22 protein-coding genes, 1 tRNA gene and 1 pseudogene are annotated in these 23,454 nt (G+C 54.6%); 14 read left to right on the forward strand and 10 right to left on the reverse strand.

The features are described 5' to 3' along the window. Window positions 1-7 precede the first annotated feature (7 nt). A complete protein-coding gene (locus ACTNB1_RS01835) occupies window positions 8-313 on the reverse strand; it encodes a hypothetical protein (RefSeq protein WP_441167572.1) in 306 nt (101 codons plus the stop codon). A gap of 1,027 nt (window positions 314-1,340) precedes the next feature. Here ACTNB1_RS01835 and ACTNB1_RS01840 point away from each other — a divergent pair. The 4 genes and pseudogenes from ACTNB1_RS01840 to tnpA all read left to right on the forward strand — a co-directional run bounded on the left by ACTNB1_RS01840 (window position 1,341) and on the right by tnpA (window position 4,253). Then, entirely contained in the window at window positions 1,341-2,075 is a 735-nt protein-coding gene (locus ACTNB1_RS01840; protein WP_441167573.1) for a GntR family transcriptional regulator, read from the forward strand. A gap of 26 nt (window positions 2,076-2,101) precedes the next feature. Continuing rightward, window positions 2,102-2,854 carry a fructoselysine 6-kinase gene (frlD, locus tag ACTNB1_RS01845; RefSeq protein ID WP_441167574.1) on the forward strand — a complete coding sequence of 251 codons (753 nt, stop codon included), beginning with the start codon at window positions 2,102-2,104 and terminating at the stop codon, window positions 2,852-2,854. A 29-nt stretch (window positions 2,855-2,883) separates the two neighbouring features. After that, window positions 2,884-3,615: a GntR family transcriptional regulator gene (locus tag ACTNB1_RS01850; RefSeq protein WP_441167575.1), complete on the forward strand. Its 732-nt coding sequence runs from the start codon at window positions 2,884-2,886 to the stop codon at window positions 3,613-3,615. A 177-nt stretch (window positions 3,616-3,792) separates the two neighbouring features. Next, a pseudogene (gene tnpA, locus ACTNB1_RS01855) lies at window positions 3,793-4,253 on the forward strand (IS200/IS605 family transposase). Window positions 4,254-4,626: 373 nt separating this feature from the next. On the opposite strand, the gene ACTNB1_RS01860 reads toward tnpA, so the two are convergent. From ACTNB1_RS01860 to ACTNB1_RS01885, 6 genes are read right to left on the reverse strand one after another with little or no spacing between them, the layout of a single operon-like run. Beyond that, window positions 4,627-5,982 (reverse strand): MATE family efflux transporter, encoded by a 1,356-nt coding sequence (locus ACTNB1_RS01860; protein WP_441167576.1) that lies wholly within the window; start codon window positions 5,980-5,982, stop codon window positions 4,627-4,629. Between the two features lie 36 nt (window positions 5,983-6,018). Beyond that, window positions 6,019-6,447 carry a secondary thiamine-phosphate synthase enzyme YjbQ gene (locus ACTNB1_RS01865; RefSeq protein WP_441167577.1) on the reverse strand — a complete coding sequence of 143 codons (429 nt, stop codon included), beginning with the start codon at window positions 6,445-6,447 and terminating at the stop codon, window positions 6,019-6,021. Further along, window positions 6,444-7,307: an amidohydrolase family protein gene (locus ACTNB1_RS01870; protein ID WP_441167578.1), complete on the reverse strand. Its 864-nt coding sequence runs from the start codon at window positions 7,305-7,307 to the stop codon at window positions 6,444-6,446. Before ACTNB1_RS01870 ends, ACTNB1_RS01865 begins: the two co-directional genes overlap by 4 nt. Before the next feature lies 1 nt (window position 7,308). Beyond that, entirely contained in the window at window positions 7,309-8,133 is an 825-nt protein-coding gene (gene frlC / locus ACTNB1_RS01875) for a fructoselysine 3-epimerase (RefSeq protein WP_441167579.1), read from the reverse strand. Continuing rightward, window positions 8,130-8,942, reverse strand: a complete 813-nt coding sequence (gene frlD, locus ACTNB1_RS01880; RefSeq protein ID WP_441167580.1) for a fructoselysine 6-kinase — start codon at window positions 8,940-8,942, stop codon at window positions 8,130-8,132. The genes frlC and frlD (ACTNB1_RS01880) overlap by 4 nt, the downstream gene beginning before the upstream one ends. After that, a complete protein-coding gene (locus ACTNB1_RS01885) occupies window positions 8,939-9,799 on the reverse strand; it encodes a sugar phosphate isomerase/epimerase family protein (RefSeq protein WP_441167581.1) in 861 nt (286 codons plus the stop codon). The genes frlD (ACTNB1_RS01880) and ACTNB1_RS01885 overlap by 4 nt, the downstream gene beginning before the upstream one ends. A 363-nt stretch (window positions 9,800-10,162) precedes the next feature. Between ACTNB1_RS01885 and ACTNB1_RS01890 the strand changes: the two genes are divergently transcribed. The 6 genes from ACTNB1_RS01890 (at window position 10,163) to ACTNB1_RS01915 (ending at window position 16,988) form a co-directional block, all read left to right on the forward strand. Further along, entirely contained in the window at window positions 10,163-11,842 is a 1,680-nt protein-coding gene (locus tag ACTNB1_RS01890) for a peptide ABC transporter substrate-binding protein (protein ID WP_441167582.1), read from the forward strand. Between the two features lie 108 nt (window positions 11,843-11,950). Continuing rightward, complete coding sequence (locus ACTNB1_RS01895; protein WP_441167583.1) at window positions 11,951-12,886, forward strand: ABC transporter permease; 936 nt, start codon at window positions 11,951-11,953, stop codon at window positions 12,884-12,886. 2 nt (window positions 12,887-12,888) lie between these two features. Next, window positions 12,889-13,932, forward strand: coding sequence for an oligopeptide ABC transporter permease (gene opp3C / locus ACTNB1_RS01900; protein WP_441167584.1), 1,044 nt, complete (start codon window positions 12,889-12,891; stop codon window positions 13,930-13,932). A 3-nt stretch (window positions 13,933-13,935) separates the two neighbouring features. Next, entirely contained in the window at window positions 13,936-15,015 is a 1,080-nt protein-coding gene (locus ACTNB1_RS01905) for an ABC transporter ATP-binding protein (RefSeq protein WP_441167585.1), read from the forward strand. After that, window positions 15,008-15,943, forward strand: coding sequence for an ABC transporter ATP-binding protein (locus tag ACTNB1_RS01910; protein ID WP_441167586.1), 936 nt, complete (start codon window positions 15,008-15,010; stop codon window positions 15,941-15,943). The genes ACTNB1_RS01905 and ACTNB1_RS01910 overlap by 8 nt, the downstream gene beginning before the upstream one ends. 49 nt (window positions 15,944-15,992) lie before the next feature. Then, window positions 15,993-16,988 carry an SIS domain-containing protein gene (locus ACTNB1_RS01915; RefSeq protein WP_441167587.1) on the forward strand — a complete coding sequence of 332 codons (996 nt, stop codon included), beginning with the start codon at window positions 15,993-15,995 and terminating at the stop codon, window positions 16,986-16,988. An 861-nt stretch (window positions 16,989-17,849) separates the two neighbouring features. Here ACTNB1_RS01915 and ACTNB1_RS01920 read toward each other — a convergent pair. Continuing rightward, window positions 17,850-17,925, reverse strand: a tRNA-Pro gene (locus ACTNB1_RS01920). Window positions 17,926-18,313: 388 nt separating this feature from the next. Here ACTNB1_RS01920 and trmB point away from each other — a divergent pair. Continuing rightward, window positions 18,314-18,991 (forward strand): tRNA (guanosine(46)-N7)-methyltransferase TrmB, encoded by a 678-nt coding sequence (gene trmB, locus ACTNB1_RS01925; protein ID WP_441167588.1) that lies wholly within the window; start codon window positions 18,314-18,316, stop codon window positions 18,989-18,991. Window positions 18,992-19,030: 39 nt separating this feature from the next. Here the strand turns inward: trmB and trhA are convergent, their stop codons facing one another. Then, on the reverse strand, window positions 19,031-19,786 hold the full coding sequence (gene trhA / locus ACTNB1_RS01930; protein ID WP_441167589.1) for a PAQR family membrane homeostasis protein TrhA: 756 nt from the start codon (window positions 19,784-19,786) through the stop codon (window positions 19,031-19,033). 195 nt (window positions 19,787-19,981) lie between these two features. Continuing rightward, complete coding sequence (locus tag ACTNB1_RS01935; protein ID WP_441167590.1) at window positions 19,982-21,922, reverse strand: bifunctional metallophosphatase/5'-nucleotidase; 1,941 nt, start codon at window positions 21,920-21,922, stop codon at window positions 19,982-19,984. A gap of 237 nt (window positions 21,923-22,159) precedes the next feature. Here ACTNB1_RS01935 and infC point away from each other — a divergent pair, with 237 nt between their 5' ends. Genes infC through rplT form a run of 3 tightly spaced genes read left to right on the forward strand, consistent with a single transcriptional unit; the run spans window position 22,160 to window position 23,377 of the window. After that, window positions 22,160-22,732 (forward strand): translation initiation factor IF-3, encoded by a 573-nt coding sequence (gene infC, locus ACTNB1_RS01940; protein WP_441167591.1) that lies wholly within the window; start codon window positions 22,160-22,162, stop codon window positions 22,730-22,732. 44 nt (window positions 22,733-22,776) lie between these two features. Next, complete coding sequence (gene rpmI / locus ACTNB1_RS01945; RefSeq protein ID WP_087341538.1) at window positions 22,777-22,980, forward strand: 50S ribosomal protein L35; 204 nt, start codon at window positions 22,777-22,779, stop codon at window positions 22,978-22,980. A 40-nt stretch (window positions 22,981-23,020) separates the two neighbouring features. Continuing rightward, the gene (gene rplT / locus ACTNB1_RS01950; protein WP_130868416.1) at window positions 23,021-23,377 is read left to right on the forward strand and encodes a 50S ribosomal protein L20; all 357 of its coding nucleotides are present in this window, start codon (window positions 23,021-23,023) and stop codon (window positions 23,375-23,377) included. Window positions 23,378-23,454: the final 77 nt, after the last annotated feature.

Below are 23,454 nucleotides of genomic sequence, written 5' to 3' on the forward strand. Positions count from 1 at the left end.
TTTTGTTTTAGGGTTGAATATTCCAAAGAGTTTCTGCTATCTTATGCAGCCACTTAGCTCTGGCATCAATTTTTCCTCTGTCCATTCGTCTTCCAATAAAATAGCATTTAAGATAACCAGTCCCTCTTGGCGCAGGCGTCAAGCCCTGGCTTATTTGTATCTTTTCCAGACTTTTTTGTAGTCCAATCACTATCTCGTATAACGCATTTAGTGCTTGAGAAATAATTGCAAGATTTCCTAATGTGAGTAGCTTAGTGCCAGCAATATGCTTGGGGTGGACCTGACTTTCTTTATTATGAAAAACGATCTCCATCAGGGCACAACAAAGCTACCCGCTACGGATGTCCATGCCGGGCGATGATTTTTGAGTATTTTAGACGGCAGCGGGTGGAGATCCTGGCTCCCAGCCCAAGGCTTGCAGACGTTTTAGATAGCTCCGAATCTTGTGCTCCCGGTGGAACCCATCGAAATAATTTGCGCCCAAATCACGGAACGGAACACCGTCCCTAAGGATATGGTAGCATGATTGGGCAGGTGGACTTCCAGTGGGGTATAAAGTGCCTCCAGCAGCCATACCTAACCAGAGTGTAACTGAAACACCCTGACATTCTTTAGGCAGGACTTCTTGGGGTTCAGAGGTAATACTCTGTTATATTTTAGATTGCCCCACACTGGGAAAGGGTATACGGAAACAATGGACACAGAAGAGCGCCGGAGAACATGGACCACCAGACGGAAACAAAATGTTCCGAAAACAACAGACCTCATCTTCCCGGTCAGTTAAAATAGATTCTAACTTACTCTAAGTTTCTTCCCGGTATCAGTGTAGCCCAATTTATGCAGCCCCGCTGCAATCTATCCAATAGGGATTGCGGCTCTATTTTCTATCTGATAGAATCAGATGTCGAAAGCGGGGTGTCAGCGCAATGCTTTAAACAGCTCCGACGGACTGACGATCGTCACATCGGAATCAAATTTGGCCTGCTTATTTGCCTACGTTTTGCGCTTATAGGGGAAATCTCTGGCTCAAAAGTGGGTGCAGGTACGCCTTGAGCTTTTTCTCGTTGGCGCCTCTCTCCGTGCGTTTCTTTCGCAGATACGCTTTGTCCGAATTGGAATAATCCTTCTACCTGTTCATGCCAACATCCTTCACCGCCTGCTTTGCGCATCGAGGCAGGGGAAACGGCAGATACATCAGGCTGCGTCAGGGCGGTAAAGCGGCCTGAACTGCCGCACCAGCATGTAGCGGTCGGGTTAATTTTGGATTTCTATTGTATTAACCGGTCCAACATGGTATACTACTCGTATAGAAATATACAGCGCAAAGAAGGAGGCGCATTATGGCGCAGCGGTATCATATCCGGCCAAGGGAGGTTGCTTTTGAGGCCATTTCCGCCTACCTGGTCCAACAGAAGCTGAGCTCCGGGGACAGGCTTCCGGCGGAGCGGGAGATGTGCGAGATGTGGGATCTCAACCGCAGTACATTACGCTCAGCCATCGCACAGTTGGAGCGGGATGGCTTATTAGAGATCCGGCCCGGCTCTGGAATCTTTGTGGCCGGCCCCAAGTTTAACCGAAATTTGCAGGACCTGAAATCCCTGACAGAGACCGCCCAGGAGCAGGGCATGACACTGGAGAGCCGGGTGCTCTCCTTGGGACGAATTGAGTGCGACAAGCAGTTTTCCCGGCTGTTTCGGGTGGTGCTGGGCACACCGTTGTGGCAGCTGACGCGGTTGCGCTGCGTTGACGGAACGCCCATTATGATCGAGACATCTTGTTTCCTGGTGGACCGCTATCCGGATATTGACCGCTTTGATTTGGCCAGGGAATCTCTGTTTGACCTCTTTGTCCGACACTACGGCAGCAAGCCGGTGGAGGGGGAGGAGAAGATTTCCATTACCAGGGCCACGGAAGGAGAGGCGCAACTGCTGGGTATTGAGCCGGACGGTCCTTTGTTCCGCAGTGTGAGCCAGAGCAGAGACCAGGACGGGACGCTGCTGGAGTATTGCCGCGCGGTTGCCCGCGCGGACAAACTGGTGATGACCAGCATATTGGAACGGAGGGAATCAGAATGAGGCTTGCAACAGCCGGGGACAATTGTATGGATGTATATACCGCTTCGGGTCAGGCCTTTCCTGGCGGTAACCCGGTGAATGTAGCGGTGTATAACGTTCGGCTGGGCGGAACTGCGGCTTATATCGGGGCTGTGGGTACGGACGAATATGGCAGTCTGATGCGCCAGGCCATAGCGGACAAGGGGGTAGACGTGTCCCATGTGCACACGCTGCCGGGCAAAACGGCGGTAACCATGGTGGAACTTCGAAACGGGGAGCGCATCTTGGGAGACTACGATGAGGGCGTGCTGGCCGACTTCTGCCTGAGTGAAACAGATGTTGACTTTTTGGCGGGCTTTGACCTGATGCACACCGCCCTATGGGGCGGGCTGGAGAATGAGCTGCCCCGATTGCGCCGGCGTGGTTTGCTCATCTCCTTTGACTTTGCCACAGCCCAGAACGGACCAGTACTGGAGGCAGCTCTGCCCTACACCAACTACGCCTTTTTTGCTCGGGAGGAGGATAGCCCCGGCCTGCGTGATTTTCTGCGACAAGTCCACGCCAAGGGCCCGGAACTGGTTGTGGCTACCTTGGGCGACCAGGGCAGTTTGGCTTACGATGGTCAGCGATTTTACCAGGGCGGTATCGTCCCAGTGAAGGTGGTGGATACCATGGGGGCCGGAGACTCCTATATCGCTGGTTTCCTCTCCGCCCTACATGGCGGGGGGTCCATCCCGGAAGCCATGCAGGCCGGCGCGGCCAACGCTTCGGTAACACTGTCCTATCAAGGCGCGTGGTGATTCCACGAGAAAAGAAAGGAGAGGACGCCATGGAGGAGAAAAAGCTCAGTTACCAATCTCCTCTGTACCTCCAGCTGCGGGAAGTGATCCGCAATAAAATTGAAAATGGGGACTACCCTCCGGGTACTAAGATCCCTTCTGAAAACGCCCTGGCTGAGCAGTATGGCATCCACCGTCTTTCGGTGCGCTCGGCTATCTCTGCCTTAGTGTATGAAGGCCTGCTCAAGCCAATTCAGGGTAAGGGTGTCTTTGTGGCGAGCGAAAAAGATGAGCGGGATCTGGAAACAGTGGGGGGATTCAAGCAAACCATGCAGAATCTGAACCGCACACCCTCCACTAAACTGCTCACCAAGGCCCTTCGCCCAGCGGGTCCCTATTATGCCCAACTGCTGGACATCACCCCAGAAGAGGAGCTCTTCTACATCAAGCGGGTGTGCTACAGCGATGAAGAGCCTTATTCTCTGGAGGAGGTCTACATCCCACGGTCCATTATCCACACCATACCACAGGTAGACCTGAAACTGTTCTCCCTGTATGACGTCTATCAGCTCTATAACATCCGGATCACCCGGGTAGAGCAGTCTTTGGAGATGAGCTGGCTGAACCCGGGCGATGCCCGCTTGCTGGACCTGGACAGCAGCCTGGCGGTATTGAAGTTCCAGGGAATCAGTCGGGACCAAGCGGACCGCATCGTGGAGTATGCCCGCACTTATACCAGGGCGGATCGATGTACATTCCGGGTGCATTATTATTCAGACTAAAATTCACAAGGCGGCGGACACAATCTGTGTCCGCCGCCTTGTTGTATAAAGAAAACCACTCGCTAGGCGAGTGGTTTCAAAAAGCCTAAGGCGATGAAAAAGATAAAAAACTCCCTTTGCTATAATAGGAGTGCGGTCTGCCAACTGCACAAAAGATAGCAAAGGGAGGACATCCAGATGGGACTGAATGACATCAATAGTTTATCCCATACCCGGTGGAATTGCAAATATCATATCGTATTTGCCCCAAAGTACCGGAGGAAGGTGTTTTATCGGGAAAAGAAAGCAGCCATAGGGAAATACTGCGGCAGTTGTGTGAGTGGAAAGGGGTAAAAATCATAGAAGCGGAAGCGTGCCCCAACCACATACATCTGTTCATAGAAATACCACCAAAACTGTCAGTATCGCATTTTATGGGGTACCTAAAAGGGAAGAGCAGCACAATGCTGTATGAGCAAATCGGCGAGTTGAAATACAAGTACCGGAGCCGAGAATTTTGGTGCAGAGGGTACTATGTGGATACAGTAGGGAAAAACGAGAGCCGAATTGCCGAGTATGTGAGGAACCAGCTAAAAGAGGACGAGATGGGCGAGCAACTGAGAATCCCATCTAGCAGCCCGTTTACGGGCGGCAAGTAACAGTCCTCACACAGCTGGCAGACCGTATTACGCGTTGCACGCGTCCGCAAAGAACAAAGGGCTATGCCCGCATAGTGACAACCACCAGCTTCGTTGGTGGTTGTGTTCATTTGGTATAGCTTTAGCGAATAGAACCGCCAGCTCTGCTGGTGAAAATAAAAAAGATTTAGCTGCAAGAAACGAGCGAAGCGAGTTGACAAATAGCAACCTTGCGATTTGAGTAATTTCCTGATAGAACCAAGCATGCTATTTCAATAGCGGCGGAGCAAGTGATGCAGAAGAAAAAAGTTTCGGTGCGTCTTGAGACGCCTGCCGGTAGCAGACCCTTATAGGGCCTACTCAAGCCTCCGGCTTAGCCGGAGGTTTTGACTTTTCAGCCTTGGGAGGATGAAGAGACAATGAGCTGGGTGTTTTTCCACGCGCCCCGCCGGAAACGCGTCACCGAAATGGCGCAGGCAATGATCCAGGCCGGCGGAGTGCTCAGATAGATGGAGCGGAAATCTACCGGCGTCAGGGAGAGCAGCCAGGTGCCACTCAACCGGAGGATCAGGTCGGTGAAGCTGGAGATGATTGGGGCGCGCACATCCCCCGCACCCTGAAGGGCGCCATTGATGATTTCCTGAACGGTAAACACTGGCAGCATCAGGCACATGAGGTCCAGATGCTCACTGCCCCGCAGCAGGGCTTCCCCAGTGATGTTATAGAGACTGAGAATCCTGGTGTCAAAGAGAAACATCAACGTCCCCAGCACCGCCTCTGCCGCCAGGGTGAGCCGCAAGGTGCTGTAAATGCCGCACTCGGCCCGATCTGCCAGGCCGGCTCCCATATTTTGGCCCACAAAGGAAGACAGAGCCGTCGACATGCACAGAACGGGAATATGCATCAGCTCTTCTGTCTTGCCCATAACTGCAAACCCCTCAATGCTGGCGGGGCCAAAGGAATTAACCAGCCGTTGAAGCAGTAGGAAGCCCGCCGCCTGGACAGCCATACGAACCGTTACCGGAATGCTCAGCCGGAAAATGAGAGCCATCTGCTGGGTATGAAACCGGGGGCGGAGCAGGGCAGTCCGCAACTGGGGATAGCGGTAGAGTAGATATCCCAGGGCAGCCACCGCAGACCCGGCCTGGGACGCCACAGAAGCAATGGCAGCTCCTTTGGTGCCCATGCCCGCGCCGGCCACCAACACCAGATCCAGCACCAGATTGAGCACAGCCGCAATCAGCAGGAACGCCAGGGCGGCCTTGGAGTCCCCCAAGGCGCGGGAGATGCCATAGAACATCTGATAGAGGATCTGGAACAGAAAACCGGCGCTGTAGATCACCAGGTAAACATAGGCGTCCCGGTACATTTCCACAGGGGTCTGGAGCAGTCCGGTGAGGAGCGGGCGGGCAGTCAGGATGCACAGAGCGCTGACGGCCAGCCCCAGCAAGATACAGAAGAAGGTGCCGGTGCTGGCCGCCGCCCGGATGTCTTCCTGGCGGTCAGCTCCAAAGAATTGGGCAATGATGATATTGGTGCCGGCTCCCATGCCAGCGGCAATGGATGAGGCGATCCACAGCACTGGGCCCGGGATGCTTACCGCGCCCAGCGCGTTGGAACTCACAAAGTTCCCCACCACCATGGCGTCCACCATGGAATAGGTAACTTGAAGCAACTGGGCTCCCATCATAGGTAGGGCAAACAGCAAAAGCTGCCTGGTAACACTTCCGTTGATAAAACTACGGGACACGGCAGCGTTTTCCTCCTCCCAAAGCGTGCGGCAAGCTTACTCCCCCTGGACCATCACCAGGATATCTCGGACTGCCGGGCCGTCAAATTCACAGAAATAGATCTCCTGGGCGTTCCCTCGGATCAGCCGCCTACCGCTGAGGCTGAAATGGCAGTGGTTGCCGGTGAGCAAAGCGCGCAAGTGACCGGTGGGATTTCCGGCAGTGGAGCCGTAGCTCCGCAGCATCCGGGCATGACTGTAGTCCCCGTCCTCCGGCACCAGACGGCCAAGGAAAGTCTCAATATCGCTTTCCAGACATTCCAGACCCTCGTTGACGGTGATCCCAGCGGTGGTGTGCTTGGACAGCACAGTGACCAGCCCATCCCGGATACCACTTTCTACCACAATCTGCTCTACCTGGCCGGTGATCTTCACGTATTCCTGGTACCTCTCTGTCCGGAGGAAAAGCTCTTTTTGATAAATCAATCCCGATGCACCTCCCGTAGTCCCAAAAATTCCAGAGCGTTGTCCCCCATGATCAGCTCCAGCGTATTCTCCCGCAGACCCAGTGCCTCCATGGCGGTTGCCATGCGGATCTGCTCAAACCGAGGGTTGTCCGATCCAAAGAGTACCTGGTGGCGCAGGGAGCGGTCCAGCCAGGTGACAGGGATATCCCGGGTAAAGGTCTGTTGGTAAAATTCCCTGGCGCAGTCAAAGTAGAGCACTCCGGTGTCGGCATACAGGTTTGGATATTTGAGCAGCAGGGCTGCCGTTTCCCGCACCCAGGGCCACCCAAACCGGGTGATGCAGATGCGCAAGTCTGGGTGGACCATAGCCAGAGGCTCTACCGATAACGGGTTGCCCCAGCACAGATACTGTCCCGGTTCCCATGTCATGCCTAAGTGGAGGAGCACTGGACGATCATACCGGCGGCAGATGGACCAGATGGGTTCCAGCCGGGGGTCATTCAGGCGGAACTTTCCGGCTGCCGGATAGAGGGCCAGACCAAGCAGCCCCAGTTCCCCCAAGGCCCGCTCGGCCTCTTCCGACGCTCCAGGGTCCAGGGGATCCACCGAACCAAGCCCGAAAAAGAGGTCCGGACTCTGGCGTACCAAGGCAGCTACTTCATCGTTAGATACCAAGGCCCCGCCGCTATCGGCCGGATAGACCTGGGCCAGCAGGGTGAGGCGGTCCAGCCGGGCGCAGGACATTTGGTTCCGGATGTGCTCCAGAGGAGCCAGTCCATTTTTATGGATGTCCACCACCCGGTGCCGTATTTCCTCCCGGGCAGGATCCCGATTGATGCTCTCATAAAAGGTGGGGTGAACATGGATATCGACTCGCATATCAGTACTCCTCTTCCATAGTTCGCAGCCGTTGGATGGCCCGTCTGGCATAGAGTCTGGGTTCGTTGAGATAATTGGTCACCAGTTCAATGGTGGCTGTGCCCTGGTAGCCTCGCTCCCGCAGCTCCGCCATTAACTCCGGCAGGGGAAGGCTTCCCTCCCCGGGAATTAGATGGGTGTCACTGTTGTCATAGCTGTCTACAATGTGCATGTGGTACAGCTTACTCCCTAGCTTGTCAAAATAATCCAGGATGCTCTCATGCTGAACAAAGGGGGGCACCACGTCGCACATTCCCACCAAGGCAGGGGAAGGAAGAGCCTCAAAAACACGCTGCAGGTCATTGACTGTGGTGACCACATTGCTCTCATAAGGGGTAAGGGGTTCCAGAATCAGTTTGTGCCCCAGTTTTTCCGCATAGCTGGTCAGCTGTGCCAGGGAGCGCAGCAAACGATCCCAAATTTCAGCCTGGTCGACACGGTAGCCAGCATGGGCGGCGGAGATTAGCGTAGCTTGGCATCCTAACTGGACAGCCATATCCATGCACAGGCAGATGTAGTCCACAGAGTCCTTCCGTTGGGCCTCGTTGCCCAGCATAAAATTGTAGGGGTATGCGTTGGTCTCCGGGGTAAAAATGGGAACCGGCATATCATACCGGTCCATGAGCCGCCGCAGCTCCTGGACCCCGAAGCGTTTAAGATCCGGAGGAAATGCGTGGGGGCGGCCTCCCCACAGTTCAATATAGTCATACCCAAAGCGTTTGGCGTCGGCAAACATATCCTCAATGGAATTGCGCTGATAGCCGGAGGTAAATAGCCCTAGCTTCATTTGGCCGTCTCCTCCTTCTGTCGATAATCCCAGGGCTCAAACACCGAAACCACCTGGGCGGCCAGCTGGGCGCCCAATGCCAGGGAAGCCTGGACACCCAGTTGCCGCAGGCAGCCGTTCAGGAAGCCGGCGATAAAGCTGTCTCCGGCGCCCACGGTGTTAACTATCTGGGCAGGATACGCCTCCTGGCGGTACCACTTCCTTCCATCCCAAGCCAGGCTGCCCTTGTCTCCAAAGGTAGCCACCGCCAGGGCCATGCCCCGCCGGACGCAGCTTTGAATGAAAGCGCGGGTTTCGGGGCCGTCAGCCTCCAGCGAGAAAAAGCCCACGTCCACTTGCGGGATGACTTGGCTTGCCAGAGTACTGTCCCATCCTGTGGCAAAGTCAAAGCTGAGCAGGGCCCCGCCGGCTTTCAGTCCGGCCAGCACGCCCTCTGCCTTGCCCCAGAACGCGGTGTGTACCAGCGCGCAGCCAGCGGCAGCTTGTATATCCTCTGGGGAAAACGACAGCTCCGCCAGAACCCCCTCGCGGTACTCCCCGTGAACCCGCTCCCGACCAACCAGATCCATCTCAGTGACCGCGGTTTTCCCAGGCAGAGTGTGCAGTCGGGCAACATCCAGCCCCTCCCGGATCATGGCCTGCCGTAGCTGCACTCCCCAAGCGTCGTCTCCCACGGCAGAGACCAGGAGTACTTCCCAGCCGAGCCTCCGAAGATGCACCCCGGTATCCACCACGTTGCCTGTGGGATAACTGCGCCCAAGCCGGGGGTAGTGGTCGATACAGGCATCTCCGATCATCAATGCCCTCATAGATTTTCCTCCTGCCTACCGGGTATCCCCTTGAGCCATGCCGCCGTTCGGAGCATAGCGGCGTGGGGGTTTTCCCAGTACATGGAATCATTGATCTCCAGGTCAATGTAAGCCTGATAATTCCGTTGGTGCAGTAGCGTCAACCAGTGGTTCAAAGGCAGGCTCCCCTCTCCGGGTACCTGGTGGTTACTGTCAGCGAAATGAACCCAGCAGATCTGCCTTCCAAGCCGGTCCAGCCAATCCTCCATGGTCTCACCCGCCGTAGCCATGGCCACCACATCCAGGCATACCTGGAGGGCAGGAGAGTCGACTTCCGCCAGCAACTGTTCCATGTCGGACAGGCTGTTGAGCAGGTTGGATTCATAGGGTTGAAGGGCCTCCACTACCAGGCTTACCCCCATGGAGCGGGCGGTCTCGGCGATGCGGGCCACACTCTCCAGCATACGGCACCAGCTGTCCGCACGGGACAGGTCACGGGGGGCAGAACCGCTGGTGAGGAAGAGACGGTTGACTCCCAATGCCAGGGCGTCCTGACAGGCGGCGGCAAAATATGCCTCCGTCCGTTTGCGGATCGGCTTCTCCGGGCTGGCCAGGGAGAAAGGATAGGACAGCGTCTCCGGGGTATACATCACCACATCCATGCCGCGGGCTTCAATCTCCTTCCGCAGCCGGGCCAACTGATGCTCCGCCGCAAGCTGGTTGGGCCAGTCCAGCCGGCAATAGTGGGGAGCGCCGCCCCAAAAATCCAAATGCCGGAATCCACAGGCTGCCATGGAGTCCAGAAAGGCGGAGAAGCTATACTGCAGGTAGGACACACCCATAACGGCGTATCGGTCAAGCGATACTTTGTCTGGCATAAGCCGGTTCACCTCACAGAGTGTATTTAATATTTCATACCAATTTATGCTATCATATCAGATTTTTGTGTCAGCGTCAACAGAAAATCTCATCAGAGAGCGGAGAACCCGCCCTTGAAACATTACTTTTCGGCAATGCCACCTCTGTATTGCCATTAAATCAATTGCTATTTATGTATATAGTACAATTTCAAGATTCGCTTGCATGGAGTATTTTTATAAAAGCGGTTTAAAATTGTTGACAACATATATATATGTGATATAATTCAAGCAGCTACGAATGATGTTGTACCGGGAGAGCTTGGGGCAGGCTCATATCGGTACAGGCGTTCGGAAAGAAATAAGAGAAAAGGAGAGATCACAATGAAAGCACTCAAACGGCTCCTTCCCGCCCTGCTGGCGGTGTGTCTGCTGGCTGGTTGCGGCGTGCCCGCCGGACAGCAACCCTCCGGTGACGGCAGTTCGGCGCCAGTCACCAGCGATGGCAGTGAGGGTAAGGTCCTGCGGGTAGGCCGCATGGCCGAACTGTTCGACATGGACTCCACCATTGCCACTGAGGCCGACTGTCTGGAAATTATCTCCGCCATCATCGAACCGCTGTTTATAACTGCACCTGACGGCACGCCCACCAATGCCCTGTGTGAGACCTACGAGATGAACGAGGACGGCACCGTTTATACTTTTCACATCCGGGCAGAGGCCAACTGGATGAATGGTGAGCCTGTCACCGCCAATGACTTCGTATATGCTTGGCGCCGGCTGGTGGATCCAGCCAATGCCTCCGAGTATAGCTTTATGATGGAAGTGGCCGCAGTAAAGAACGCCACTCCCATTATCTCCGGCGAGCTGCCCACCGACCAGCTGGGCGTGTCTGCCGCTGACGACAAGACACTGGTGGTGGAATTGGACCGCCCGGTCACCTACTTCCTGAATCTGATGACCTTTCCCAGCTTCTGCCCCATCAACGAGGCTTTTGCAACCGAAAAGGGCGACCAGTACGCCCTGGGAGCAGACAATCTACTCTGCTGCGGCCCCTTCTACATGTCCGCCTGGGAGGTTGGCGGAAACACCTACCAGTTGAAGAAGAACCCCACCTACTATGATGCCGACTCCGTTAAACTGGACCAGATTGACTTCCAGATCATCAAGGACCCCCAGCAGACCATGCTGGCTTATGAGAGCGGCGATCTGGACTATGTGCGCCTCTCCGGTGAACAGATATCTAAGTATGAGAGCATGGAGGGCTTCACCCGCATTGAGGAGGGCTATCTGTGGTACCTCTCTCCCAACCTGAACCCTAAGAGTGCGGAATATTCTTGCGGACTGGAGAATGAGAACCTGCGCAAGGCTATCGCTTTGAGCTATGACAAGGATATAATCTGCAACGAGCTGCTGAAGGACGGTTCCGTTCCCGCAAATTTCGCCATCCCCTACAAGCTGGCCATTGGGCCGGACGGCAAGGACTTTCGGGAGACCGCCGGCACCTACCTGGAGACTGACAAGGCCAAGGCCCTGGAATACTGGGAGGCTGCCAAGGCTGAACTGGGCGTGGACGAGGTAACTATCGAGCTGCTGTATGAGGACTCCGATTCTACTCCCACCATCGCTCAGTTCCTCCAGAGCGAGATCGAGACCACTTTGCCCGGCGTGCACATCACTATGAAGTCTCAGCCCAAGAAGAGCCGCACTGAGCTGATGCAGAACCGTGAGTACCAGCTGGGTCTGACCCGCTGGGGCCCCGACTATGCGGATCCCATGACCTATCTGGACATGTGGACAACCGGCTCCACTTATAACTACGGTGAGTGGAGCAACGCTGAATATGACAAGCTCATCGCGGACGCCAACGGCGTCCTGGCCACCGATCCCGAGGCCCGCTGGGAGGCCCTGAAGCAGGCAGAGAAACTGGTGATGGAGCATGCCGTGATTATGCCCGTCTACCAGAAGGGTACTGCCGCCATGGTACGTCCTGGTGTTACCGGCCTGTCCTTCTTCCCGGTGGGCGTGGGTACCATCTACAAGGATGTTGACATAAACTTCTAACCCTGCGTACCGAAAGCGGCTGCGGTTACTCCACCGCGGCCGCTTCTTCTATTCTGGGCCCGGCGCCCCCCTGTGCCGGCTGCTGCATTGGAAGGAATGTGAGGTTTTATGCTGAGGTATGTTGCAAAGCGCGTACTCATGTCCGTAATCACGGTTTTTATCATTCTTGGCCTGCTGTTTACAATGCTACACGCCATGCCGGGCAGCCCTTTCAATGATGAAAAGATTACGGATGTGCAGCGTGCTAATCTAGAGGCCAAATATGGTCTGGACAAGCCTGTGCCCGTCCAGTTCGGCAATTACGTCAAGGCTATGCTCAGCGGCGATTTCGGTGTGTCTTACGTTTTCCAGAAGAATATGCCGGTCTCTGAGCTGTTAAAAACCAGGATTCCGGTCTCGATCCGCATCGGTGTCCAGGCGGTGTTGCTAGGCACTGTGATTGGACTGATTATGGGTATATTGGCGGCACTCAAACGAAACTCACCACTGGACACGGCGGCTACCGTGGTATCGGTTATCGGCGTATCTTTCCCATCCTATGTGTTCGCCATGGCCATGAGCTACTTGATAGGCTACTGGTTGGGGTGGCTGCCGCTGATTTACAGTACAGCTGACCCGGGGCGGTCCACCATTATGCCCACCATCTCCCTGTGTATGTTCTCTATGGCCACCGTGGCCCGCTTTGCCCGCACAGAAATGGTGGAGGTTATGGGCAGCGATTATATGCTGCTGGCCGATTCCAAGGGTATCCCGGTCTGGCGGCTGCTGGGTGTCCATGGCCTGCGCAACGCCCTGATCCCCATTATCACCGTGCTAGCCCCCCTGACGGTGGAATTGATGACCGGCAGCCTGGTGGTGGAGCAGATCTTTGCCATCCCAGGCATTGGCAGTCTGCTAGTCTCTGCCATCCAGTTTAATGACTATAACGTAGTGCTGGCGGTAGTGTTTGTATACAGCATCATGTTCATCGGCGTCATGCTGGTGGTGGATATTCTCTATGGAATCATAGATCCCCGGATCCGGCTGGCAAAGAAGGAGGGTTGAGCATGACCAACAACAAGCAAACTTCCCCGCCGGTTGAGCAGAAGGATTTCGTCCTGGCCAACCGGCACGACCTGGGCGTGGATCACGCTTACAATGCCCAGAGTTTTTGGCGGGACGCAGTAACCCGCTTCATTAAGAACAAGGGCGCGATTTTCGGCTTGGTAATGATCGTCGTCATCATTGTCATGGCCATCGTCGGTCCCGCCATCAGCGGCTACGACTACCGCACCCAGGATATGACTCAGCGCAATCTGCCGCCCCATGTGGCGGGACTGGAGTTTATCCCCTTCTGGTCGGGGGTCCGCACCGAGTATGTCAACGGCCAGCCCGTCCGCACCGACGTGTACGCGGAGAAGGGAATCCAGGACGTAACGCATATCTTTGGTACCGACACCTTGGGCCGCGACCTGTTTGCCCGCACCTGGACCGGTACCCGGGTATCGCTTTATGTGGCGCTGCTGGCCATCCTGATCGATACCATAGTGGGCATGAGCTACGGGCTGATCTCCGGTTACTTTGGCGGAAAGGTGGACTTCTTCCTCCAACGCATTGTGGAAATTCTGTCTACCATCCCAACGACGGTTATCGTCACTCTGCTGATTGTGGTGCTCAAGCCTGGCCTAACCAGCATCACGGTAGCCCTGATGATCACCGAGTGGATTGGCATGAGCCGGGTGGCCCGTGCACAGACTCTTCGCCTGAAAGAGCAAGAGTTTGTGCTGGCCTCCCGCACCCTGGGCGAGTCTACTTTCTCCATTATCTTTCAAGAGGTGCTGCCCAATATCTTCGGCCAGATCATCGTCATGTGTATGATGACGATTCCCAACGCCATCTTTACCGAGGCCTTCCTGGCCTTCATCGGCCTGGGTATCCCCGCGCCGCTGGCCAGCCTTGGCTCCCTGATCAGCGACGGCTTTAAATCCATGACCATGTATCCCTTCATGGTGACCTGCCCGGTGGTGGTGCTGGCCCTGCTGATGCTTAGTTTCAACCTGATGGCGGATGGACTGCGGGACGCCTTTGATCCCAAGATGAAGGAGATGTGAGCCATGAGAGAAAAAAGCCTGACCATCCGGGATCTGACGGTCTCTTTCCGCACCAGCAACGGAACGGTCAACGCTGTACGGGGGGTGGACCTGGATCTCTACAAGGGGGAGACCTTGGCGATTGTAGGGGAGTCGGGTTCGGGCAAGAGTGTAACGGTGAAGGCGGTTATGGGGATTACCAGTTCCAACCAGAGCATCGACGCCGGTTCCATCCTCTACGAGTATGAGTCCCATGGGGGCACAAAGGAGCAGAAGGAACTGCTCAAACTCTCCCGCAAGGAGATGCGCCAGCACATCAACGGCACTCATATCGCTATGGTATTCCAGGACCCCATGACCTCACTTGACCCCACCATGAACATAGGCACACAGCTGACGGAGGGGATGATTCACCACCTGCATCTGACCAAGCGGGCGGCCCGAGCCAGGGCGGTGGAGTTGTTGGAAATGGTTGGAATCACAGAGCCTGAGAAACGGATGAAGAACTATCCCCATCAGCTCTCCGGCGGTATGCGCCAGCGGGTGGTCATTGCTATCGCCCTATCCTGCAACCCGGATATCCTTATCTGTGATGAGCCCACCACCGCCCTGGACGTAACCATCCAGGCCAAAATTCTGGAGCTTATCAAGGATATCCAGCAGCGTATTGGCATCTCGGTCATCTATATTACCCATGATTTAGGCGTGGTAGCCAAGGTAGCCGACTATGTAGCGGTGATGTATGCTGGACGTATCGTGGAGAAGGGAACGGTGGAGGACATTTTCTATGATCCCCGCCACCCCTATACCTGGGGCCTGCTCTCCAGCATGCCGGATATCTCGTCCGACAGCAGCCAGCGGTTGTACACCATTCCGGGTTCCCCGCCCAACATGGTGAACCTGCCGGCGGGGGATCCCTTTGCTCCCCGCAACCAGTTTGCCCTGGAGGCCGACTTCAAGGTTGAGCCCCCCACCTTCCAAATCAGCCAGACCCACTATGCTGCCACCTGGCTGTTGGATAAGCGTGCGCCGAAAGTGGAAATGCCGGACAGCCTCCGGCAGCGAATCAATACCATGAAGGGAGCGGGTGACGGCTGTGAGTGAGCATCTTCTTGAAGTTGAGGGGCTGAAGCAGTATTTCAAGGTCAGCAAAAAATTTACCGTCAAGGCTGTTGACGGAGTGTCTTTCTACATTGACGAGGGGGAGACCTATGGCCTGGTGGGAGAATCTGGATCAGGGAAATCCACCATCGGCCGGTCTATTATCCGTCTGTATGAGCCCACCGCGGGCCGGATTACCTTTGAGGGCACCGACCTGTCCGGTAAGCTGGGGAAGAAAGAGCTGTGCCACCTTCGCACCCGGATGCAGATGATTTTTCAGGATCCCATGGCCTGCCTCAATCCCCGGAAAAAGGTGAGTGATATCATTGGCCAGGGACTTGATATCCACCATCTGTACAGCAACCGTGAGGAACGGCAAGAAAAAATCTACCGCATTATGGAGAAGATGGGTCTGGATCGTGAGCACGCAAACCGCTATCCTCACCAGTTTTCCGGCGGCCAACGGCAGCGCATCGGCATTGCCCGGGCGCTGGTGATGGAGCCTAAGCTGGTCATCGCCGACGAACCCATCTCTGCCCTCGATGTGAGCATTCAGGCGCAGGTGGTCAACCTGATGAAGGACCTCCAAAAGGAACTGGGCGCAGCCTATCTCTTTATCGCGCATGACCTATCTATGGTCAAGTACATCTCTAGTCGCATCGGAGTGCTCCACTTGGGACATCTAGTGGAGGCGGGTACCACTCAGGATATTTTTGACTGCCCCCTGCACCCCTATACAAAAAGTCTGCTGTCCGCCATTCCCCACGCTAACCCCAAGGTAGAGAAGCGGCGGGTAGCCCTGAACTACGACTACAAAACATCGGGTATTGATTATACCACCGGCACCTACCACAGTGTCTCATCCACCCATACCGTACTGGCTACAGACGAGGAGTTCGCCCGGTGGATGGCCCTGGCCGGTCAAAACTGACCCGTCGGCACATACCTCATTAGAATTGATGTATTAGGAGGATATTACTATGTTGAAGTTCGACGAGGAAAAACAGCTTGCCAGCGTCCAGGGTGCACTGGCCCTCCGTCCTCGGATCGAGAAGATCGTAGACGGGATCTGCGGCGAGGGGTTCCGGAACCTGTGCTGGCTTGGCATTGGCGGTACATGGGCCTCCTGCCTACAGGCGGAAACCCATATGAAGGAGCGTTCCTCTCTGGAACTCTTTGTGGAGAACGCGGCGGAATATCTAACCACAGGCAGCCGCCGGGTGGGCGAAGGTACCATTGTGATTATCTCCTCGGTCACCGGCAACACGGAAGAGATGGTGGAGGGTGTCAAGGCCGCCAAGGCGGCCGGGGCCAAAGTGCTAGGCTTCATTGATGTGGAGACGGCGGAACTAGCCCACATGACAGATTGGACAATTTCCTATCCGGCCAATGAGCAACTGAAATTCTTCATGGTAGCCGACCGATTTATGTACAATCGCGGGGAATTCCCTGAGTATGATGACTACTATGCGCAACTGGACGCCCACCTGGCCCGCGACCTAGTGGAGGTGGAGAAGACGGCGGATGCCTTTGGCGCACAGTTTGCCCAAAAGCACCATGATGACAAACTTCACTACTTTGTAGGCGCAGGCAACCAGTATGGCTCCACCTATTCCTACGCCATGTGTTATTGGGAAGAGCAGCACTGGATTCGCACCAAGAGCATCCATGCCGCTGAGTTTTTTCACGGAATGCTGGAGATTGTGGATCGGGATACCCCAGTGACCGTGTTTGTCGGCGAAGACGCCCAGCGGCCTTTGGCCCTGCGAGTGGCGAAGTTCTTGCCTCGGGTCTGCGGCAACTATACCGTTATTGATTCCAAGGACTATTCGTTGCCTGGGATAAACGAGAACTATCGAGGGAACCTCTCCCATTTGGTAACCCACGCGGTGACTCAGCGTATTGATGCACATATGGAGGCCATCAACTGCCACCCCATGGAGATCCGACGCTACTACCGCCAGTTTAATTACTGATCCCAGAGGAGATAAGGGAGTACAGCTTGATAACATGGTCCCGTAACGATAAGGAATGCAGGTCGCCGTGTTGCAGGCGCAAAGTACTCACACTTGCGGGTTGAGCAGTGTTTTCCCGAGGCGCATGTCTCTGGAAAACAGATTCAACCTTTTTTCGCCGCACGCAGGCAGCGAAACTCTACCTTTTTCAACAGTATGAATGAAGCAGCAGACCGCTTGGTCTGCTGCTTCATTCATACTATCGAAAAGCTCGGCCCATACATTAAGCATGGGCTGGTTTTCAGGTGTATAAAGGCCAAAGGAGGATAGGGATAACTGCAGGAGAAAAAATCATCGCCTTTCCTCGCAGTAGGGATAGTCTCCTGCTTCTGGATAGATGCCGGCAGTGGTGAGGAAGTGATTTTACCCACATTTGGGTGGGGCAAACAGAGCGTTTGGAGACGCCCGCACCTACTTTTATTCCGGCTGGCAGCCAAATAGCTGCAAACAGGCATAGTAAAAATTGATACGCGAAACAAAGAATAAGGCACAGATCAAAGGCAACCGCGGTTCCCGCCATGTGGTCGGCTGTAAGCCGCTGTGCCCTGCTCCGCCATCGGCATAATACAACAGTCTTGCCATTATGTTATCATGCAACTGTTATGAAAGTAATATGATGATTGGTTGTTATACGCCTCCAAAGCACGATATTTAGCCATTAGGGATGGGTTAGGGATTTGGCGGTTTCAGCGGCTATCTTTGTTCATGCTCCCGCCACTTTTCTGTCCCTTGAACCACCACAAAACAGCAATCGTCCAAACCACAAAAACAGAATAAAAAACGCAGAAAAACCGCCGAAAACGGCGGTTTTTCTGCCAAAGGTGGTCGGAGTGCGGGGACTCGAACCCCGGGCCTCCTGCTCCCAAAGCAGGCGCGCTACCAACTGCGCAACACCCCGATATGAAATTGTGGAACTGCCCGGGCGGTTTCTCCCAAAGCAAGCGCGCTACCAACTGCGCTACACCCGGTTATGAAATTTTCCAATTGTGGTCAAACATGTGGTCAACGCCGATTTTTGACCAGTTACCGGCGAGGGGGAAAGAGCTGTCAGCCCAGCTGTCCCAAGGCTTTCCGGGCTTTCAGATGGTTGGGGATCGAACCCGAGCCTCACGCTCCCAAAGCAGGCGCGCTACCAACTGCGCTACACCCGGTTGTAAAGTTAAGATTGGCTAAGCGTTTTCTGGGCACTATTTTGGCAATTGCAAAAAGCATTATAATATATCTGTTCGGGGATTGCAAGGGGATAAAAGAATATGGTATGATGACTTTCGCGAGGTGACCGTGAGATGCGAATGAGAAAGAAACCCAATTTGATTCCGCGGATGGAGCGTTGTGCCAGGGTTTGGATTACAGACCCAGAAGAGCATCAGGGACATTGGCGTGAGCTGATGCCTGAGGCAAAGGCGTTGCATGTGGAACTTGGTTGTGGAAAGGGAAGGTTTACTGCTGAGACAGCAGCGAGCATGCCTGACACGCTATTTATTGCGGTGGAGAGAGTGCCTGATGCCATGGTGATAGCTATGGAGCGGGTATGCGCACAGGAACTGCACAATGTGTTTTTCGTGGATGGCGATGTGGCGCAGCTTACTTCATTTTTTGCCCTTGGCGAAGTGGACCGGATCTATATCAATTTCTGCGATCCATGGCCGGGCAACCGGCATGCGAAGCGGCGCCTGACACATCCAAACTTTTTGCAGCTATATCGACAGGTTTTAGCAGAAAAAGGTGCGATTCATTTCAAGACGGATAATCATGACTTGTTTGAGTGGTCGCTGCTGCAATTTCCCCAGGCATCCTTTTCGCTTCAGGCGGTGACGCGAGATCTGCATGCCAATGGGATTTGTGGCGTGATGACTGATTATGAAGAGAAATTCCATCAGCTTGGTACGCCTATCAATCGTTGTGAGGCAGTGATGGAACCGGAGCAGGGCAAGGGAGAAGCGCCGGTGATTGCGGAACTTTAAGAGAAACGGCACTCTCGTTTTCATGAGAGTGCCGCTTTTTTACAGATAAGCTACAACCTGATACATCAGCATGAAGTGGAAAAACGAACCCAGCAGGATGAATAGATGAAAAATCTCGTGGCAGCCGAAGCGGGGATTGTCACGGCCGGGCCATTTGACAGCGTAAAGAACACCGCCTACCGTGTAGAGAATGCCGCCCCCCAGGACCCAGAAAAAGCCTGCAGTGGGGAGGCAACGGGTCAGCGGCACTACTGCAATGAGGGCCAACCAACCCATAGCGATATAAATCCCGGAGGTGAGCCAACGGGGTGTGGAGATCCAGACAAGAGTAAGCACCAGTCCGGCCAGAGCCAAACCCCAAATCACACCGAATAACCCCCAACCCCAGGCTCCATATTCTCGTAAAACGACCAGACACACTGGAGTATAGGTTCCGGCGATCAGAAAATAAATGGAGGCGTGATCATACTTTTTCAGAGCCACACGTCCCTTGACGCTGACGTTGCGGCAGTGATACAGCGTACTGGCGGTGTAGAGGCCGACCATGCTCAAGCCATAGATCAGAAAGGAGACCACGTGCCACATGCTCAGTTCCAGCAGAGCGCAGCGAACCAGCAGCAGAACGGTACCAATAGCGGCCAATACAGCTCCGATACCATGAGTAATAGCAGACCAAGGGCGTAAGCCATCATAGGGATCTCGGTCCTTCTCTTTTACTTTGCGCCGTACTGGACGAGCAGGCAGTGAGCAGGGGAGAGAAAGAGACTGATAGGGGAGTGTGCGCTCTGAATTCATGATTATCACCTTACCTTGAACATAGTATAACACACACCTTGGAATAAAATCAATAACACATTTAAATATAATATTGAAAATTATATTCAAATTTATAAAGCAATAGGGAACTGCTAAAAGACAGTTTACCCAAACGTGAAGAAAAAAACCTGGCTGGCAGTGCATTTCACACTGCCAGCCAGGTTTGCTCCGGAGTTATCCACGATAAGGACGATAGCCACTCCTTCCGCCGCGCCGCCTGCTGCGACGGCGGGAACGGGTGGCGACACGATAAATAATGAAGATGATCAGGAGAAGCAGGATCAGGAAGAACAGAAGAACCAGAGCGCCGACCAAATTTAGGCCTCTCAGCAGCTGAATGGGGTTCCAGGATGGAGCGGCTGTCTTGCGGCCTTCTGGTGCGGAATATCTGGTGTCCACTGTGCCCATGGAATCAAGATAAGAGGCCAAGGCGTACCACTCTTTGACTTCGGTGCCGTCCGGATTATGGATGATATGGTCCTCGAAATCGGTCACTTCATTGCCGTCGGCATCTTTTGGAGTGATAGTCAGGATGCCGAAGGACTGATCATTCACAGTACCCAGCATCTGGCCGGAGTACAGACCGGTGACCACACGGTAGAGCTTGTCATCCTCCAGCGGAACGGTGGTGCCGTCAGGCAGGACCTGTGCGCAGTCCGTTACCTTATTGAAGATGATTCTGTTGGGATTCCAAGTCCAGGTCATACCGGCGCCATAGAGCTGAGCGGCAGACATGAGGGGCGTAACAGAGGCATCCACCTCAAATGCATCTTTCAGTTCCTTACCGGTAATCCAGACGGAAATGAGAGGATATCCGGGGGTGCCATCCGCTCCGGAACCCAGGGAAGAAACATTGAAGGCGTCGGACACAGTGATCTCACCTGCGGCAAAAGAACCACGGATCACACCGGAGGCTACCACCGCGAAATCCACAGGAATATAGTCATCGCCCTCCGCCTGTTGAACGGCGTAGATGTAGGAGTCTGCAATCAGATTGCCCAGGGTGTCTTCCCGTTGTTCTGTTCCGAACTGACTGATGGGGGTGAAGGCGAAATCTGTGGTGGCCAACACCTGATCGAACTTCATGCCGTACTGGTCCAGATATTCGCTCTCCACCAGAGGCTGGAAAGTCTTGACCATCTGGACCATGCTGGGATCGTCCGGCACAGTTTCATCTACTGGGATCAGTTGGTATTCTGTAAGCGTTTTTTCTCCGTCGTTGGTCCAGGAAATGGTGATAGAGCCCAGGTAACTGGTGTATTCGCCGGCAGAGACGATAAAGGTATCATTGACCTGAATGGGTTCCTCCAAAGTGGTGTGGGTATGACCGGAGATGATCAGGTCGATGCCGTCCACCTGCTTGGCAAGCTCATAATCCTCGCCCTTTCCCTTGCTGTTGGTGCCGCTATGGGAGAGACAGATGATAAAGGTAGGATTGGAACTGTCAGCCAGCTCCGCCTGGATGGCGGCCACCGTGCGTTTGGCGGCATCCACGATCGGTTCAAATTCCATGCCGGACATAGGGGCGTTGCTGTCAGCTTCCTCACCCATCAGGCCGAAAATGCCATAGTTGATTCCGCCGCGCTCGATAATGATGTAGTCCTGAATCCCATACTGCTCCCAGGCTTCCCAGGATTCCGTGTCAGCTTCCGGCGGCTTGTAATTGGCCTGGACAATAGCGGGCAGGGGAGCGCCGCTGTCCACAGCGGCGTTCAGCATATCTGCCAGACCAGCGGCCCGGTAATCAAACTCGTGGTTACCAAGGGTAGTGACATCATACCCCATGGCGCCCAGAGCTTGCAGTTCAGGAGCATGGCTGGTATAGATGGTCTGGAACAGGCTGCCCATGGAGAAGTCGCCGCCATCCAGCGTAAGTGCGTCAGGGTGCTTGGCCCGCTCCTGGTTCAGCAGAGTGGCAAGGCGGGTATAACCGCCATACTCGCCGCCGGCATCATCCGGCATGGGAAGAAAGTGGTCGTGTGTGTCATGAGTGAACAGGACTGTGCTCTCATAAACAGGTTCAGGGGAGGCGGCCCATACCGGCAGAACGAACCCGGTTATCAGGCATAGTGTGAGACAAAGAACAGACAGATGCTTCAAGACAGAATGCCGCATTTTATTCCCTCCTCTCCATTAGTTTGCCACATTTTCGCACAAAAAGAAAGTGGGAAAGGGGAGAAGATTTTTCTCTTGACAAGGCGCAAACAGTCTGCTATACTATCAAAGCAAAACAAAGCAGGTTCGGTACCCCCGTCCTCACCTCCAGCCACAGGCAAAGAGGTTAATCCGGTTTCACAGGCGTTCTTTTAGAGCGCGTGTGTGTTGTGTAGCGCGGGTACCGAAACGGTAGCCGTGTTTTTTTACGCGAATGTGAAATGGAGGTGCTTTCGTATCAGCAAACAGGGTCATCAGATCAACGAGGAGATCCGCGACAAGGAAGTCCGACTGGTCTCAGAAACAGGGGAGCAGCTGGGAATCATGTCTGCCCGGGAGGCACTGGAGCGTGCTGAGGAGCAGAACCTGGACCTGGTGAAGATCTCTCCCACGGCGAATCCGCCCGTGTGCAAGCTCATGGATTACGGAAAGTACAAATTTGAGCAGACCAAGCGGGAGAAGGAAGCGCGGAAAAATCAGCATGTGGTGGAGATCAAGGAAGTCCGCATGTCGCCGAGCATCGACGTGAATGACTTCAATGTGAAGCTCCGCAATGCCCAAAAGTTCCTGGCCGAGGGCAATCGAGTCAAGGTCACTGTCCGCTTCCGCGGTCGTGAGATGGCTCACACCGATATCGGCAAGGATCTGCTGCTGAAGTTCGCGGAGCAGTGCAGTGAGGTGGCCGCGTTGGACAAGGACCCCAAGCTGGACGGACGGCATATGTCCATTTTCCTCTCTCCCAAGGCTGCCAAGGACGGCAAAAAGTCCTGAACGAATCCCTACGCTCGAATTGAACAGAAAAGGAGTAAACCACCATGCCTAAACTGAAGACTCACTCCGGCGCGAAGAAGAGATTCAGCCTGACCAAGTCCGGCAAGGTCAAGCGCGCCCATGCTTTCAAGTCCCACCTGCTCAACGGCCACGGCAAGGACACCAAGCGCAAGAGAGGCCTCCGCGCCGGCGCTTATGCGGACAAGACCAACGAGCCCGCCATCAAGCGCTTGATCCCCTACAAATAAGATAAGAACGATTTTACCTTAAAATAGGAGGCTTTTTACAATGGCTAGAGTGAAAGGCGCGATGATGACGCGCAAGAGAAGAAATAAGATCCTGAAGCTGGCCAAGGGCTACTGGGGTGCCAAGAGCAAGCACTTCAAGATGGCCAACGAGCAGGTCATGAAGTCCCTGACCTACGCTTACACCGGCCGCCGGCTGAAGAAGCGTGACTTCCGTCAGCTGTGGATCACCCGTATTTCCGCCGCCTGCAAGAGCAACGGCATGAACTACTCCACCTTTATGAACGGTCTGAAGAAGGCCGGTGTGGAGATCAACCGCAAGATGCTGGCTGAGCTGGCCGTGAACGACAAGGCCGCTTTTACCGCCCTGACCGAGATGGCCAAGGCCCAGCTGGCCTAATTAAAGGAACAGAAGAGGACGCCTGTCTGCTGACAGGCGTCCTCTTTGCTAAGTGAGTTTGTTTGGAGGATAGGCAG

Source organism: Flavonifractor sp. HCP28S3_F3 (genome assembly GCF_052065355.1).
In the GTDB taxonomy this organism is placed as follows: domain Bacteria; phylum Bacillota; class Clostridia; order Oscillospirales; family Oscillospiraceae; genus Flavonifractor.

Bases quoted from the DNA above. Each gene is read 5' to 3' on its own strand.
- ACTNB1_RS01915 (WP_441167587.1), top strand. From the start codon at position 15,993: ATGTTGAAGTTCGACGAGGAAAAACAGCTTGCCAGCGTCCAGGGTGCA.
- ACTNB1_RS01935 (WP_441167590.1), bottom strand. From the start codon at position 21,922: ATGCGGCATTCTGTCTTGAAGCATCTGTCTGTTCTTTGTCTCACACTA.
- ACTNB1_RS01840 (WP_441167573.1), top strand. From the start codon at position 1,341: ATGGCGCAGCGGTATCATATCCGGCCAAGGGAGGTTGCTTTTGAGGCC.
- opp3C (WP_441167584.1), top strand. From the start codon at position 12,889: ATGACCAACAACAAGCAAACTTCCCCGCCGGTTGAGCAGAAGGATTTC.
- rpmI (WP_087341538.1), top strand. From the start codon at position 22,777: ATGCCTAAACTGAAGACTCACTCCGGCGCGAAGAAGAGATTCAGCCTG.
- trhA (WP_441167589.1), bottom strand. From the start codon at position 19,786: ATGAATTCAGAGCGCACACTCCCCTATCAGTCTCTTTCTCTCCCCTGC.
- ACTNB1_RS01850 (WP_441167575.1), top strand. From the start codon at position 2,884: ATGGAGGAGAAAAAGCTCAGTTACCAATCTCCTCTGTACCTCCAGCTG.
- ACTNB1_RS01885 (WP_441167581.1), bottom strand. From the start codon at position 9,799: ATGCCAGACAAAGTATCGCTTGACCGATACGCCGTTATGGGTGTGTCC.
- frlD (WP_441167580.1), bottom strand. From the start codon at position 8,942: ATGAGGGCATTGATGATCGGAGATGCCTGTATCGACCACTACCCCCGG.
- ACTNB1_RS01870 (WP_441167578.1), bottom strand. From the start codon at position 7,307: ATGCGAGTCGATATCCATGTTCACCCCACCTTTTATGAGAGCATCAAT.
- ACTNB1_RS01905 (WP_441167585.1), top strand. From the start codon at position 13,936: ATGAGAGAAAAAAGCCTGACCATCCGGGATCTGACGGTCTCTTTCCGC.
- trmB (WP_441167588.1), top strand. From the start codon at position 18,314: ATGCGAATGAGAAAGAAACCCAATTTGATTCCGCGGATGGAGCGTTGT.
- rplT (WP_130868416.1), top strand. From the start codon at position 23,021: ATGGCTAGAGTGAAAGGCGCGATGATGACGCGCAAGAGAAGAAATAAG.
- frlD (WP_441167574.1), top strand. From the start codon at position 2,102: ATGGATGTATATACCGCTTCGGGTCAGGCCTTTCCTGGCGGTAACCCG.
- ACTNB1_RS01835 (WP_441167572.1), bottom strand. From the start codon at position 313: ATGGAGATCGTTTTTCATAATAAAGAAAGTCAGGTCCACCCCAAGCAT.
- ACTNB1_RS01895 (WP_441167583.1), top strand. From the start codon at position 11,951: ATGCTGAGGTATGTTGCAAAGCGCGTACTCATGTCCGTAATCACGGTT.
- ACTNB1_RS01890 (WP_441167582.1), top strand. From the start codon at position 10,163: ATGAAAGCACTCAAACGGCTCCTTCCCGCCCTGCTGGCGGTGTGTCTG.
- frlC (WP_441167579.1), bottom strand. From the start codon at position 8,133: ATGAAGCTAGGGCTATTTACCTCCGGCTATCAGCGCAATTCCATTGAG.